The organism is Ensifer sp. Root423 (assembly GCF_001426275.1).
Classification (GTDB): Bacteria; Pseudomonadota; Alphaproteobacteria; order Rhizobiales; family Rhizobiaceae; genus Ensifer; species Ensifer adhaerens.
The window spans coordinates 18,439-32,937 of sequence record NZ_LMEG01000014.1 but is presented as its reverse complement, the minus strand read 5'-3'; the positions used below and the strand labels follow the sequence as shown (position 1 = coordinate 32,937).

General features: G+C 63.2%; 10 protein-coding genes. 5 read left to right on the top strand and 5 right to left on the bottom strand.

Features of this window, described 5'->3' with window-relative positions:
- Nucleotides 1-75 precede the first annotated feature (75 nt).
- Complete coding sequence (locus ASD01_RS15410; protein WP_034794552.1) at nt 76-1,290, top strand: NADP-dependent isocitrate dehydrogenase; 1,215 nt, start codon at nt 76-78, stop codon at nt 1,288-1,290.
- A gap of 151 nt (nt 1,291-1,441) precedes the next feature.
- Here ASD01_RS15410 and ASD01_RS15405 read toward each other — a convergent pair whose 3' ends face one another.
- The 4 genes from ASD01_RS15405 to recA all read right to left on the bottom strand — a co-directional run bounded on the left by ASD01_RS15405 (nt 1,442) and on the right by recA (nt 7,854).
- Nucleotides 1,442-2,437: a carbon-nitrogen hydrolase family protein gene (locus ASD01_RS15405; RefSeq protein ID WP_034794555.1), complete on the bottom strand. Its 996-nt coding sequence runs from the start codon at nt 2,435-2,437 to the stop codon at nt 1,442-1,444.
- Nucleotides 2,438-2,646: 209 nt separating this feature from the next.
- Nucleotides 2,647-3,498, bottom strand: coding sequence for an AraC family transcriptional regulator (locus ASD01_RS15400; protein WP_034794558.1), 852 nt, complete (start codon nt 3,496-3,498; stop codon nt 2,647-2,649).
- Between the two features lie 372 nt (nt 3,499-3,870).
- The gene (gene alaS, locus ASD01_RS15395; RefSeq protein ID WP_034794561.1) at nt 3,871-6,534 is read right to left on the bottom strand and encodes an alanine--tRNA ligase; all 2,664 of its coding nucleotides are present in this window, start codon (nt 6,532-6,534) and stop codon (nt 3,871-3,873) included.
- A 231-nt stretch (nt 6,535-6,765) separates the two neighbouring features.
- A complete protein-coding gene (recA, locus tag ASD01_RS15390) occupies nt 6,766-7,854 on the bottom strand; it encodes a recombinase RecA (RefSeq protein ID WP_034794574.1) in 1,089 nt (362 codons plus the stop codon).
- A gap of 319 nt (nt 7,855-8,173) precedes the next feature.
- Here recA and ASD01_RS15385 point away from each other — a divergent pair, with 319 nt between their 5' ends.
- The 3 genes from ASD01_RS15385 (at nt 8,174) to ASD01_RS15375 (ending at nt 10,436) form a co-directional block, all read left to right on the top strand.
- Nucleotides 8,174-9,121, top strand: a complete 948-nt coding sequence (locus ASD01_RS15385; RefSeq protein WP_034794577.1) for a carbohydrate kinase family protein — start codon at nt 8,174-8,176, stop codon at nt 9,119-9,121.
- Between the two features lie 31 nt (nt 9,122-9,152).
- Nucleotides 9,153-10,082 carry a pseudouridine-5'-phosphate glycosidase gene (locus ASD01_RS15380; RefSeq protein WP_034794581.1) on the top strand — a complete coding sequence of 310 codons (930 nt, stop codon included), beginning with the start codon at nt 9,153-9,155 and terminating at the stop codon, nt 10,080-10,082.
- A 75-nt stretch (nt 10,083-10,157) separates the two neighbouring features.
- The gene (locus tag ASD01_RS15375) at nt 10,158-10,436 is read left to right on the top strand and encodes a hypothetical protein (protein ID WP_051659310.1); all 279 of its coding nucleotides are present in this window, start codon (nt 10,158-10,160) and stop codon (nt 10,434-10,436) included.
- Nucleotides 10,437-10,497: 61 nt separating this feature from the next.
- Here the strand turns inward: ASD01_RS15375 and cckA are convergent, their stop codons facing one another.
- Nucleotides 10,498-13,116, bottom strand: a complete 2,619-nt coding sequence (gene cckA, locus ASD01_RS15370; protein WP_060644128.1) for a cell cycle histidine kinase CckA — start codon at nt 13,114-13,116, stop codon at nt 10,498-10,500.
- Nucleotides 13,117-13,383: 267 nt separating this feature from the next.
- Here cckA and ASD01_RS15365 point away from each other — a divergent pair, with 267 nt between their 5' ends.
- Nucleotides 13,384-14,385 (top strand): flagellar biosynthetic protein FliO, encoded by a 1,002-nt coding sequence (locus ASD01_RS15365; protein ID WP_034794586.1) that lies wholly within the window; start codon nt 13,384-13,386, stop codon nt 14,383-14,385.
- Nucleotides 14,386-14,499 lie beyond the last annotated feature (114 nt).

Below are 14,499 nucleotides of genomic sequence, written 5' to 3'. Positions count from 1 at the left end.
GCTATAGGGCACAGGATTTTTCAGAGAGGAAGGGACATCGCTCCCGCTGTCCCGCATAAGCTACGAGGCATATTCATGGCAAAGATCAAGGTCGCCAATCCGGTCGTCGAACTCGACGGCGATGAGATGACCCGCATCATCTGGCAGTTCATCAAGGACAAGCTGATCCATCCCTACCTCGACGTCGATCTGGAATATTACGACCTCAGCGTCGAAAACCGCGATGCTACTGAAGACCAGGTAACGATCGACGCCGCCAACGCGATCAAGAAGCACGGCGTCGGCGTCAAGTGCGCCACGATCACGCCGGATGAAGCCCGCGTCGAGGAGTTCAAGCTGAAGAAGATGTGGAAGTCGCCGAACGGCACGATCCGCAACATCCTCGGCGGCGTCATCTTCCGCGAGCCGATCATCTGCAAGAACGTTCCGCGCCTGGTTCCGGGCTGGACCAAGCCGATCATCGTCGGCCGTCACGCCTTCGGCGACCAGTACCGCGCCACCGACTTCAAGTTCCCGGGCAAGGGCAAGCTGACGATGAAGTTCGTCGGTGAAGACGGCAAGGAAATCGAATACGACGTTTTCGACGCACCGTCGGCCGGCGTTGCCATGGGTATGTACAACCTGGACGATTCGATCACCGAATTCGCGCGCGCGTCGTTCAACTACGGTATCCAGCGCAAGGTTCCGGTGTACCTGTCGACCAAGAACACCATCCTCAAGGTCTATGACGGTCGCTTCAAGGACATCTTCCAGCAGGTGTTCGACGCCGAATTCGCCGAGAAGTTCAAGGAACTGAAGATCTGGTACGAACACCGCCTGATCGACGACATGGTCGCTTCGGCCCTGAAGTGGTCCGGCGGCTACGTCTGGGCGTGCAAGAACTACGACGGCGACGTGCAGTCGGACATCGTCGCCCAGGGCTTCGGCTCGCTCGGCCTGATGACTTCGGTTCTGATGACGCCGGATGGCAAGACGGTCGAAGCCGAAGCCGCGCACGGCACGGTTACCCGCCACTACCGCCAGCACCAGAAGGGCGAAGAAACCTCGACCAACTCGATCGCCTCGATCTTTGCCTGGACCCGTGGTCTCGCTCATCGCGCCAAGCTCGACGGCAACGCCGAACTCGCAAAGTTCTCCGAAACGCTTGAGAAGGTCTGCGTCGACACCGTCGAAGCCGGCTTCATGACCAAGGACCTGGCGCTCCTCATCGGTCCCGATCAGCCGTGGCTCTCGACCACCGGCTTCCTCGACAAGATCGACGAGAACCTGCAGAAGGCCATGGCTGCCTGATAGGCTCCAGTCGAAGAGACAACGAAACCCGGCCTCGCGCCGGGTTTCTTTTTTGGACCGATCAAAATTCCGGAACGCGGATCGGCGCCGGACTGCAGCCGGTACTCGCACGACTTCAAGGCGAGCGCGGCCATGCTACCGGCAGCGACTGCTAGAACATGTCGCGGCTGCTGCTGCGCGGATCGTCGCTGACGATATGTGGGTCGTAGATCCCGCCTCTCGCGCTCCGGCGCCATGGCCGGGCCGGATCGACGGGGTCCCTGCCGATATCCGCCACGACGATCGATGGTCCATCCCCGCTGCATCGGACCGCCCATTGCCCGTCGGGCGAAACAATCCCTGAAGGAGCCGTCAGGCCGGGCTGCGCGAGAACCGCAAAACTCGCCCAATAGCGATTGATCGAAGCATGCCCCTGCACCTCGGCGGCAAAGGCAATGTCGTTCGCCAGAGCGCCGCCGGAGGTCGAAAACAGCACGCAATCGACGTTCAGCTGTTCGTATTCGCCGAAAATCTCGGGAAAGTGGCACTCGATGCCGAGCGCGCAGCCGAAGCGGACGCCGTCGACCTCGAACGTCAAAGGGATCGTTCCGGGCGTGTACATGAACGAGACCTTGGTGTTCGACAGCATGCGCTCATCGTAGCGTGTCGCGACCGCCCCCTTATCCGAGATCACATAGAGGCTGTTGTGCGGGCGATGCGGTTCGGTGAGCTTGTGAACGGATCCAAGGACCGTCCATAGCCCGAGGTCCCGCGCCAACGTCCGTATGGCATCAAGCTCTTTGCGCAGAACCGTCCACTCGAAACGGCGCCAATCGGACGGGCCTATTTCGCGCGGACCGATCGTCGACATGATGCGCTTGTTCGGAAAGCACGTCGCGCCCTCGGGGAAATGCAGCACCCGCGCGCCGGCCCGATGCGCCTCCCGCATCAGGTGTCGGATCCCTTCGCCGGCATGGTGAAGTGCCGCCGCATCGCGGGGATCGTCGAAATAGCCGGATTGCGCCACGGCCAGGCGCAGCAATCTTGGTTGCGCCACCAAGTCTTCCGCCGAAGCCTGGCGAAGATGCATGAGTGCAGTTGTATAGGATTCGCCGGTCTTGGCGGCACGGGCGCGAACACGCCGTTTGAAATTTCGGTTTTCAGTCATCACAGGGCCTTTCGCGTCTCGGGCAAGTTCCCCAGCAACCGGACCCGAAACGGTGGGACCGAGATTGCGACCCGAGACTGAAGCCCCTTTGCCTCCGTGAAAGGATCGTGCTGGGGACGATCTTTGGAGGTTCGGCGCAGGCCACGCCGAACCAAAAGGTGCCGCTCGGACACTGATTCGTCAATTGCGGGTGTGTGCTCGGGTGTCTGTCACTTCAAAGGCAGATAGATCTCGCTCAAGAGTTCGGTCGGCGCAACTTCGCGGGGATTGTTGAGATATTTCTCGAACATCAGGCTGTCGCGGATATCGCGGCCGGACTGCGGCAGCCATGTGCCGTAGAGCCAATGGTAGGCCTTCGGCATATCCGCGTAAGGGCCTTTGTGGCGAAGCACCGCATAGCGGCCGCCGTCGAGATGCTGCGGGGTCAACGGCGCCTCCGCCGGCATCGGTCCGCGCGCGCTGACGCAGGCAAAGGAGCGCAGTTTTTCCGCCGGCACCAGTTCCGGATCGTCGAGGTAGATGCCGATCATCTCCATGTCCGGCCGGAACAATTGCCGTGAAAAGAGGGTGCCATAGAGCGTCTCGAACGCCTTGCCGATCTCCATATAGGAGCCGGTGTGGGCGACGCCGACGAGGTCGAAGGCTTCGACGTCCTTCAGGGTGACTTCATACATGTCTGGAATTCCTTCCGTTGAAGCGGTTTCAAAGGCGACATGGCTCCCTTCCTTGCGGTATCGCGCCGGCGGCAGCCCATAGGCGGCCTTGAAGGTGCGGTTGAAGGATTGCAGATTGGGATAGCCAGAGCGCTGCGCGATCGTTTCGACAGGAAGATCGGTCTGGGCGAGATCGGCCGCTGCCCGCTGCAGCCGCAGCCGCTTCACCGTTCCTGCCAGCGTCTCGCGGTGAACGGCCCGGTAGATCCGGTGCCAATGGTGCGGCGACAGACAGGCAATCTCGGAAAGGCGATCAAGGTCGAGATCGCCGTCGAGATGACCGTAGATATAGTCGCTGACCCGGTGCAGACGCCGTTCATAGGTCGCCCACGCTACCCGCTCTTCCATGTCCAACCTTTCGCGCTTTGCTCACGGATGGGTAGACCATAGCTCAATTTGACAAATCCTGCGGAGTTGCGGGCGTGCTTCGACTGAGATTTGTACGAGCCTTCCGCGATACAGGACCCCAGAACGGTGCCTTGGCCAGCAATCACGTTTCGGTTTGACCGTCCGAGGCGCCGAGGCTCTGTTCGTGTGGGCTGGTGATCCGGCGGGGTATGACACGCACGACCGGAGGGGGCTCGCGGGACCGCGAGCGTGAAGCTACACAAGCCCTGCCCGATGCAAACAAAAAGGGCGCCGCAACGGACGCCCCTTTTCCTATTCTGCTGCGGGTACCAATCAGCCGGCGAGTGCGACGGCCACCGCTGCGGGTACCAATCAGCCGGCGAGTGCGACGGCCACCGCTTCGATCGCTTCGGCCGCCTTGTCGCCATCCGGACCGCCGGCCTGGGCCATGTCGGGACGGCCGCCGCCGCCCTTTCCGCCGAGAGCGGCGGATGCGACGCGAACGAGGTCAACGGCGCTGAGCTTCGAGGTCAAGTCGTCGGTCACGGCAACGACCGCGCTTGCCTTGCCATCGCCGGAAACGCCGACGAAGGCAACGACGCCGGAGCCGAGGCTCTTCTTGCCGTCATCGGCCAGGCTCTTCAGATCCTTGGGCTCGACGCCCGAAACGACCTTGCCGAGGAAGCGAACGCCGGCGATTTCGCGGGCGGCATCGGCCGAACCCGCTTCGCCGCCACCACCGAGTGCCAGCTTCTTCTTGGCCTCAGTCAGCTCGCGTTCCAGCTTGCGGCGCTCGTCGAGCAGCGCCTCGACGCGGCCGAGCACGTCGCCCGGCTGAACCTTCAGCGTGTTGGCGAGCGTCTTCACGCGCTCGTCCTGCTCGTTCAGATAAGCGCGTGCCGCTTCACCGGTCAGCGCCTCGAGGCGACGAACGCCGGCGCCGACGGCGCTTTCCGAGACGACGCGCACCAGGCCGATGTCACCGGTGGCAGACACGTGCGTGCCGCCGCAGAGTTCGACGGAGTAAGCGCGGTTGGCCTTGGAGCCGTGGATGCCGCGGCCCATCGAGACGACGCGAACCTCGTCGCCGTACTTCTCGCCGAAGAGCGCCATCGCACCTTCGGCAATCGCATCATCGACGCTCATCAGACGCGTGGTCACCGGCGTGTTCTGGACGATGATCTCGTTGGCCATCTCTTCAACGACCTTCAGCTCCTCGGCCGTCATCGGCTTCGGATGAGAAACGTCGAAGCGCAGGCGTTCCGGCGCTACCAGAGAGCCCTTCTGGGCCACGTGGGTGCCGAGCACTTCGCGAAGCGCCTCATGCAGGAGGTGCGTTGCCGAATGGTTGGCGCGCAGGCGCGAGCGGCGGGCGTGATCGACGTCGAGCTGGGCGGCGTCGCCGGTCTTGACCGTGCCTTCGGCCACGGTCGCGAAGTGGACGAAGAGCCCCTCGCCGCGCTTCTGCGTGTCGGTGACGGTGAGCTTGCCGCTTTCCGTCGTGATCGTGCCGGTATCGCCCATCTGGCCGCCCGATTCGCCGTAGAACGGCGTCTGGTTGAGCACCACCTGGACGGTGTCGCCCTTGGCGGCGGTTGCTACGACAGCGCCATCGCGCACGATCGCCTGGATCACGCCCTCGGCGGTCTCGGTGTCATAGCCGAGGAAATCGGTCGCGCCGTGCTTTTCCTTGAGCTCGAACCAGATGGTTTCGGTCGCAGCTTCACCGGAACCGGCCCAGTTGGCGCGGGCTTCGGCCTTCTGGCGCTCCATGGCAACCGAGAAGGCGTCGGTATCGACGGTGATGCCCTTGGCGCGCAGCGCGTCCTGGGTCAGGTCGAGCGGGAAGCCGTAGGTGTCGTAGAGCTTGAAGGCGGTTTCACCGTTGAACTGGTCGCCTTCAGACAGATCGGCAGATGCGTCGGACAGCAGATTGAGACCGCGCTCCAGCGTCTTGCGGAAACGGGTTTCCTCAAGCTTCAGCGTCTCGGAGATCAGCGCTTCGGCGCGCACCAGTTCCGGATAGGCGCGGCCCATCTGGCCGACGAGTGCCGGCAAGAGCTTCCACATCAACGGATCCTGGGCGCCGAGCAGCTGGGCGTGACGCATCGCACGACGCATGATGCGGCGAAGCACGTAGCCGCGGCCTTCGTTCGACGGCAGCACGCCGTCGGCGATCAGGAAGGCGGACGAACGCAGGTGGTCGGCAATGACGCGATGGCTGGCGCGACGGTCGCCCTCAGCCTTGACGCCGGTCGCTTCTTCCGAAGCCGCGATCAGCGCGCGGAAGAGGTCGATGTCGTAGTTGTCGTGTTCGCCCTGGAGGACGGCTGCGAGACGCTCGAGGCCCATGCCGGTATCGATCGACGGACGCGGCAGGTTGACCCGCTCTTCCTTGGTGATCTGCTCGTACTGCATGAAGACGAGGTTCCAGATCTCGATGAAGCGGTCGCCGTCTTCGTCGGCCGAGCCCGGAGGTCCGCCCCAGATATGGTCGCCGTGGTCGTAGAAGATTTCCGAGCACGGGCCGCAGGGGCCGGTATCTCCCATGGCCCAGAAGTTGTCACTGGTCGGGATGCGGATGATGCGGTCGTCGGAGAAACCGGCGATCTTCTTCCAGAGATCGAAGGCCTCGTCGTCGGTGTGGTAAACCGTGACCAGCAGGCGCTTGGCGTCGAGGCCATACTCCTTGGTGATCAGGTTCCAGGCGAGCTCGATCGCGTTCTCCTTGAAGTAATCGCCGAAGGAGAAGTTGCCGAGCATTTCGAAGAAGGTGTGGTGACGCGCGGTGTAGCCGACATTGTCGAGGTCGTTGTGCTTGCCGCCGGCGCGAACGCACTTCTGCGCCGTAACGGCCGTCGAATAGGGACGCTGCTCCAGGCCGGTGAAGACGTTCTTGAACTGCACCATGCCGGCATTGGTGAACATCAATGTCGGGTCGTTGCGCGGCACCAACGGGCTCGACGACACGACCTCGTGACCGTTCCTGCGGAAATAGTCGAGAAAGGTCGACCGGATTTCATTCACGCCGCTCATCTTGCGTCCTATTCTTAAGCACCGATTCCGGCCCGCGTCCGGCCCATGCCGCGCCACTAAGCCATTGTCCCTAAACCCTGCGGCCACCCGTGGTGACCGCACCCTCCAACGCGCTGGGTCGCCGGAACCAAAGGCTTTTATCGCTCACATATCCGACTGTCCAGACGCCAGCAAAAAACCGGCCGCCCACGGGACGACCGGTTTTCTGGTAACCTCAGTGGACCGAGCGGCTTATGTTTCCGGCGGCTCGTCACCGTCGTCCGCTTCCGGACCGCCATTCTCGAGGAACCGATCAGCGATCAGGCCGGCGTTCTGGCGCAGCGCCGTCTCGATTTCGCGCGCGAGATCCGGATTGTCGCGCAGGAACGTCTTGGCGTTCTCGCGGCCCTGGCCGAGACGCTGGCTGTTGTAGGAGAACCAGGCGCCAGACTTTTCGACGATGCCGGCCTTGACGCCGAGGTCGACCAGTTCGCCGGTCTTCGATACGCCCTCGCCATACATGATGTCGAATTCGACCTGCTTGAAGGGAGGCGCCATCTTGTTCTTGACGACCTTGACGCGGGTCTGGTTGCCGACGACCTCTTCGCGCTCCTTGACCGAGCCGATGCGGCGGATGTCGAGGCGAACCGAGGCGTAGAACTTCAGCGCGTTGCCGCCGGTGGTGGTTTCCGGCGAACCGAACATGACGCCGATCTTCATGCGGATCTGGTTGATGAAGATGACCATGCAGTTCGACTTGGAGATCGACGCCGTCAGCTTGCGCAGCGCCTGGCTCATCAGGCGGGCCTGCATGCCCGGCAGGCTGTCGCCCATTTCGCCTTCGATTTCGGCGCGCGGCACAAGTGCGGCAACCGAGTCGACGACGAGAACGTCGATCGCGCCGGAGCGCACCAGTGTGTCGGTGATTTCCAGAGCCTGCTCGCCGGTGTCGGGCTGCGAGATCAAGAGGTTTTCGAGATCGACGCCGAGCTTGCGGGCATAAACCGGGTCAAGCGCGTGTTCAGCATCGACGAAGGCGCAGATGCCGCCCTTCTTCTGTGCTTCGGCGACGGTCTGCAGCGCCAGCGTCGTCTTACCCGAGCTTTCCGGGCCGTAAATTTCAACGATGCGGCCCTTCGGCAGGCCGCCAATGCCGAGCGCGATGTCGAGGCTGAGAGAGCCGGTCGAAACCGTCTCGATCTCAATGATGCTGTCCTTCCCACCGAGCTTCATGATCGATCCCTTACCGAACGAACGTTCGATCTGGGAAAGTGCCGCTTCAAGTGCCTTGCTTTTATCCACCGATTTGTCCTCTACGAGCCGCAAAGAGTTTTGTGCCATTTGGTCCACCTTTAGGTTATTGAAGCTACCGAGGCAATGAAGCCGCCGCAGGAGTTTTTGTACATGTTTTGTTCCGTATTTGCAAGAGCGCGACAACGCATTGAAAAACAATAGCTTTTCACGATACGTTCGATTCTTGTTCACGGAACGAAACCAGAGTTTTCGAATGTTGGCGCCAGCCCTTCGAACCTGCCCGGCAAGGCTCGGCCGATTCGCCTGCGCATGAGACTTTGAGCAGGTCGGGCGCGTGGCGCTTTGCGACGCGGCATTGCAGGATGCCAACAGATATTCGGCCGATAGGCCAAGCAGAGGAACATTCATGACGCAAGCTGACATCGCCGTTTTCGGTGGCGCGCATATCGACAGGCGCGGCCGTATATCGGGAACGACAGCGCCCGGATCGAGCAATCCGGGAAGCTGGTTCGAAGAAGCGGGCGGCGGTGGTTTCAATGCCGCGCGCAACCTGGCGCGGCTTGGCCACAGCGTGCGCATGATCAGCACCCGCGGCGGTGATGCGGCCGGCGAGATGGTGACCGCAGCCGCGGCCGCCGCTGGCGTCATCGACAGTCCCCTCACCTTTCTTGATCGCCAGACGCCGAGCTATACGGCGATCCTCGAAAACGACGGCAATCTGGTGATTGCGCTTGCCGACATGGAGCTCTACCGGCTGTTCTCGCCACGGCAGTTGCAGCGGCGGGCGCTCCGCGAGGTCATCGCCGCGAGCAAGCTGGTGCTGACCGATGCCAACCTGCCGGAAGAAACGATCGCCGCACTTGCCCAGTCGGCTGCCGGCAACGGCCGCCTCGTCGCCGGCATCGCTGTTTCGCCGGCCAAGGTCATCCGCTATCGGCCGTGCCTCTCGCATCTCTCGTTCCTGTTCATGAACGAATCCGAGGCGCGGGCGCTGGCCGGCAAGGAGGCGGCCGAGGCGGAAGAATGGCCGGCCCTGTTGCGCGGTCTGGGCATCAACGGAGGCGTCGTGACCCGGGGCGGCCGTACGGTCGTTGCCTTCGAGGGCGACAGCGCCTGTGTCGTCGTGCCGCCGGCCCTGCCCGCCCTTGCCGACGTCACCGGCGCTGGCGACGCGCTCGCCTCCGGCTTCCTTTCCGCCCGCCTTGCCGGCCGCGATATCGCCGATTGCCTGCGGCACGGCATCGCAGCCGCCGGTTTGACGTTGCGTTCTCCCTTGGCCGCATCCGAAGAGATGTCCGCGGCCAATCTCGAACAGGCGCTGGCCCTTGTGCCCGCGCCCCAAATGCTGTCATGACATTTGCCAGCAGAACTCCCAAGGAAAGACCATGACCAAACCCGCTTCCCCCTTCCTGCCGATGGAATATTCCGACGAGGTCGCAGCCGCCAAGGCGCGTGGCGCGCCGATCGTGGCGCTGGAATCGACCATCATCACCCATGGCATGCCCTACCCGGGCAACCTGAACATGGCCCGCAGCGTTGAAGCGATCATCCGCGAACAGGGTGCCGTGCCGGCGACCATCGCCGTCATTCATGGCGTACTGCATATCGGCCTTGACGATGCCAAGCTCGAAGAACTGGCCAAGACCCAGGGCGCGATGAAGGTCTCGCGCGCCGATCTCGCCTTCGCGATCGCCGAGCGCCGCACCGGCGCGACCACCGTCGCCGCGACGATGATCGCTGCTGCCCGCGCCGGCATCCGCGTCTTTGCGACCGGCGGCATCGGCGGCGTGCACCGTGGCGCGGAGCTCTCCTTTGACATCTCCGCCGACCTCGATGAACTCGCCCGCACCGGTGTCATCGTCGTCTGCGCCGGCGCGAAGGCGATCCTCGACATTCCGAAGACGCTCGAAGTGCTCGAGACCCGCGGCGTTCCGGTCGTCACCTATGACAGCGAAATCTTCCCGGCCTTCTGGTCACGCGACAGCGGCCTCAAGAGCCCGCTGATGCTGAACAGCCCGGCCGCGATCGCCAACTTCCAGACCATGCGCGAGCTGCTCGGCGTCGAAGGCGGCATGCTGGTCGCCAATCCGGTTCCGGAAGCTGCCGAGATCCCGCGCGAAGAGATGGAAATCTATATCGCCCGCGCGCTCGACAATGCCGAGAACGACGAGATCACCGGCAAGGCGGTCACGCCCTATCTGCTCAGCAACCTCTTCGAAATGACCGAGGGCCGCAGCCTCGAGACCAACATCGCGCTGGTCGAGAACAATGCCCGGCTTGCCGGCGAGATCGCCGTCGCGTTGAACGTGAAGTAATCCGGTAAGAAACGGCGAGAAATAGAGAAGCCCGGCCCGCAAGCGCCGGGCTTTTTACATTGGCGAAGGCTGACGATGCGTTGGAAGTTTGATCAAGCACCTGATGTTGCCTGCGTTACCTGCCGCTCGGTGCTCGCGGGGCACCCGGTTCTCGTCGCAACACATCATGAAGACGATCATTCATGGGCGTTTACAGATGGCGCACCGATCGACATGGCGAAAGTGCTGGTGGTCGCGATGGCGGAGGTCGTCGAGCGCCACACCGACCTTGACGAGATAGCCGATCTTCCTCCCGGCTGGTCGGCAACGCGCGCCTCGGCCAATGGGCCTTGGTCAAGGCAGCAGAACGACTAGGGGCGGAAGCCTAACGTACCCAGCGCCGACCCCGGTCGATATCCTCTGGCGTTCAACGGCTCTAGGAATCGAGCATTTCGCGCACGGATACCGCCAGCTGCTTCAGCGAGAACGGTTTCGGCAGGAAGCCGAACTTGGCATCCGCCGGCAGGTTGCGGGCAAAGGCGTCTTCGGCATAGCCCGAGACGAAGATGAACTTCAGGTCCGGGTACTTCTTGCGCAGTTCGGTCAGGAGCGTCGGTCCGTCCATTTCCGGCATCACCACGTCGGATACGACGATATCGACGGCGCCGTTGAGCTCGTCCATGATGTCGAGCGCCTCGACGCCGGAGCCCGCTTCGTAGACGGTGTAGCCGCGCGTTTCCAGCATGCGCTTGCCGCCGCGGCGAACAGCCTCCTCGTCCTCGACGAGCAGCACGACTGCCGAATCTCCGGTGAGATCGGTCGGCTCCTCGGTCTTGACCACGGGAGCCGCTATCGTCTGCACCACCGGCGCAGCAACGGTTCCGGTGCCTGCCTGCGCGGGCTCCTCGGGCGCAACCGGCACCTCGATATGGCGCGGCAAGAGGATGCGGAAGGTCGTGCCCTTGCCCACTTCCGATTCCGGATAGATGTAGCCGCCCGACTGCTTGACGATGCCATAGACCATCGACAGGCCGAGACCGGTGCCCTTGCCCACTTCCTTGGTCGTGAAAAACGGCTCGAAGATTTTGTCGAGGATTTCGGGCGCAATACCTGTTCCCTGGTCGGAAACTTCCACCATCACGAAGTCTTCCTCCGGCAGCTCACGGCGTCCGAAGGCCGAAACCTCCGCCGCCGGCAGATTGCGGGTGCGAAGTGCAATGATGCCGCCTTGGGGCATGGCGTCGCGGGCGTTGACCGCGAGGTTCAAAAGCACCTGTTCGAACTGGCCGAGATCGGTCCGGACCGGCCAGAGATCGCGACCATAGTCGACCTCGACCTTGACGTTCGTTCCGGTCATGCGGTCGACCAGCATGCGCAGGTCGCCGATCACGTCGGTCATGTTGAGCACCGTCGGCCGCATCGTCTGCTTGCGCGAGAAAGCAAGCAGCTGCCGCACGAGAACAGCGGCACGGTTGGCGTTGCGCTTGATCTCCATCAGGTCGGCGAAGCTCGGATCGGCCGGCCGGGCAGACAGAAGCAGGTGGTCGGAGGACAGCAGGATCGCCGTCAGCACGTTGTTGAAGTCGTGCGCGATGCCGCCGGCAAGCGTGCCCACGGCGTTCATCTTCTGCGTCTGCGCCATCTGGTTTTCGAGCGCTTTCTGCTCGGTAATCTCCAGCGCATAGATGATCGCCGCTTCCTCCGGCGCCTGATCGGTCTGGTCGATCACGGCATTGACGTAGAAGCGGAAATGGCGCTCGCCATCGGTCGGGTGCAGCGCGTCGATCGGCGCGATGTCGCCCTGCCGGTCCTTGGCGGCCGCCAGCGCGTCGTGCAGGCGAAGCTTCTCGGTTTCGTGCACCACGGCATCGATCAGCGCGCCGCGCTCGACGTCGTCCTGCGAGACGAGACTGGAAAACAGCTTCAGGAACGGCGCGTTGGTGCGCAGGATCCGGCCATTGCCGTCGACCGAGGCGATCGCCATCGGCGTATTGTTGAAGAAGCGGGTAAAGCGCATCGCTGCGCTCGACGCCGACTGGTCGCTGTCCTCGCCGCCCTCGCGCGACATGACGATGGTGCGGCTTTCGCCGGGCGCGCCGTCACGGGTCGAGGAGACACGGTGGATCATGCGCACCGGCAGGCTCTGGCCGTTCAACTTGCGCAGGTCGAGGTCGAGCATCTTGGTCTTCTTCAGACCCGGTTCGGCCTGCACCGCCTGGACGAGCGTCAGCCCCTCGCCGGCCACCAGATCGCCGATACTTATCGAGCCCGGCTGGAACTTGGTGAGATCGATGCCGAGCCAGTCGGCAAGCGTGGCGTTGATATAGAAGATCTCGCCCTTGCGGCCGGCGGAGAAGAAGCCGGCGGGTGCGTGATCAAGATAATCAATCGCGTTCTGCAATTCCTTGAAGAAGCGCTCCTGGTCATCGCGTTCGGCAGTGATGTCGGCGATCTGCCAGAGATAGAGCGGATTGCGCTCGCTGTCTTCGAGCGGCAGCACGCGTGCCTTCAGCCGGAACCAATGGGCGCCGGAGCCGGTGGCCGCACCGGTCGCAAGCGGCTTCAGCAGGCGGAATTCCTCATGCCCCTGCTTGCCCTCGTGCAGGCCGTTGGTCAGCCGGTAGATTGCTTCCGTCGCCTCGCGATTGCGCGACAGGATCGTTTCGAGCGATTGGATGCCGGCAGCGTTCCTCGCGCCCGTGAGCGCGCCATAGGCGGCGTTGGCGTAGATGATCCGGCCCTTCCGGTCCGTGACGATCGTGCCGTCCTCATGCGCATCGAGAAAGGCACGCGCCAGTTCGTCCGGGCGCGATTGCGGCATCACCTCGATGAAGCCGATGACCGAGGACACGAGAAAGAAGATGCCGACCATGGCGAGAACGCCGAGGATGCCGAGCACGATCTCATTTTCCATCTGGTTCCGGAAGATCACGAAGGCGATGGCCGAGACGGTGAGGACGATCGCGAGCAGCACGATCCGCAGCACGGTTCCGGGCCTGACGCCACGGTCAACAACCGGCATCTGGTAGTCGCCTGACTGCCGCAATTTCGTCATCGGGTCCTCTTACGCGGCCGGCGCCGCGCGCGGCGCGGCCCAGCCCTTCCGGCCGGCATCCGCTCAAACCGCCGGGCAAAATCGGCCATAGCCGACACGCCCTCGATCATTCGGACAAGAATCATCTTTAACAATCAGAGATAACAGCAAAAAGCACCTGTGCGGAAGCATTCGAGCCAATTCACAGGGAATGTCGGCGAAGTGCTTGTCCGAGCCCGAAAAAAGCCGTCAAATACTGCCACTCGAAAGGCAGAAGGAGTTCACCCTATGATGGAAACGATCATCGCCGACAACGGCAGCCGGTTCGTCGTCGCCGCTGCAGCGGTCGCGATTGGACTTTTGTGCCTCGTGGCTGTGCTCTGGATCATGCGCAACCGTCCTTCCTCGCCATTCATCCGTGGCGGCAAGAACCGCCAGCCGCGCCTGGCCGTGCTCGATGCTGCCGCTGTGGACACCCGGCGCCGTCTCGTGCTCGTGCGCCGCGACGATGTCGAGCACCTGATCATGATCGGCGGGCCGACGGATATCGTCATCGAAAGCCGGATCGTCGCCGGCGGCGACGAGCGCCCGGCCGTCAGCGAACGCTCTGCTGTCATCGAACGCAAGGTGACCGAACCAGTGGGTGAAAGCCGTCCGGCAGTCAGGGAACCCGTTCAGCAGCCCGCGCCGTCGATGCAGGCCGCACCCGTCGTCGCGACGCCAGTTCGCCCCATCACCCGGACAGAGGAACAGCCGGTCGCTCGCGTCGAGCCGGTGGCGCCCATGCGCGTTACGGCCGAACAGCGCCCGGTGGCAGCACCTGCCCTTGCTGCAGAGCAGCGCCCTCTCGCTCGCCCTGTCGCCCAGCCCGCACCCGAGAGCCCGTCTATCACCTCCGTCGCAGCACCCGCGGTCAACGTCGATGCAGCCATGAACCGCCCTGTGGCAATGGCGCAGACTGTACAGCCGCAACCCATTCAGATGCAGCCGGCCCAGCAGCTTCAGCGCCCCGCAGCGATCATCCAGTCGCAGCCTCAGCCCCAACCGCAGCCGGCTCCTGCGACCGCCCTTTCTGATTTCGAGCGCCTTCTCGACGCGGAGATCACCGGCGACCTGCAGCGCCTGGGTCCGGCAACATCGGTCACTCCGGAAAACCGTGCGCCGGCCCATTCCGGCCGTCAGGAGCCGACGCTTGGCGCGCCTGTCGCCGACGGCGGTCATAAGGAGCCGACAATCGAAGAAGAGATGAACCGCATGCTGGCCGACATTTCCGCCGGGCGGAAGCCCTGATTGCCGCATTGGCCTGGCGGCGACGTCAGGCATCGCGACGGCAGCGAGATACTTGTCTGAGCCCAGGCATCGAAGCGAAGAGCCGCTTCGATGCTTCGGAATAAATTCGGGACA

Excerpts from the sequence above, each read along its gene's own strand:
- ASD01_RS15410 (WP_034794552.1), top strand. The coding sequence starts at position 76 with ATGGCAAAGATCAAGGTCGCCAATCCGGTCGTCGAACTCGACGGCGAT.
- ASD01_RS15405 (WP_034794555.1), bottom strand. The coding sequence starts at position 2,437 with ATGACTGAAAACCGAAATTTCAAACGGCGTGTTCGCGCCCGTGCCGCC.
- ASD01_RS15400 (WP_034794558.1), bottom strand. The coding sequence starts at position 3,498 with ATGGAAGAGCGGGTAGCGTGGGCGACCTATGAACGGCGTCTGCACCGG.
- alaS (WP_034794561.1), bottom strand. The coding sequence starts at position 6,534 with ATGAGCGGCGTGAATGAAATCCGGTCGACCTTTCTCGACTATTTCCGC.
- recA (WP_034794574.1), bottom strand. The coding sequence starts at position 7,854 with ATGGCACAAAACTCTTTGCGGCTCGTAGAGGACAAATCGGTGGATAAA.
- ASD01_RS15385 (WP_034794577.1), top strand. The coding sequence starts at position 8,174 with ATGACGCAAGCTGACATCGCCGTTTTCGGTGGCGCGCATATCGACAGG.
- ASD01_RS15380 (WP_034794581.1), top strand. The coding sequence starts at position 9,153 with ATGACCAAACCCGCTTCCCCCTTCCTGCCGATGGAATATTCCGACGAG.
- ASD01_RS15375 (WP_051659310.1), top strand. The coding sequence starts at position 10,158 with ATGCGTTGGAAGTTTGATCAAGCACCTGATGTTGCCTGCGTTACCTGC.
- cckA (WP_060644128.1), bottom strand. The coding sequence starts at position 13,116 with ATGACGAAATTGCGGCAGTCAGGCGACTACCAGATGCCGGTTGTTGAC.
- ASD01_RS15365 (WP_034794586.1), top strand. The coding sequence starts at position 13,384 with ATGATGGAAACGATCATCGCCGACAACGGCAGCCGGTTCGTCGTCGCC.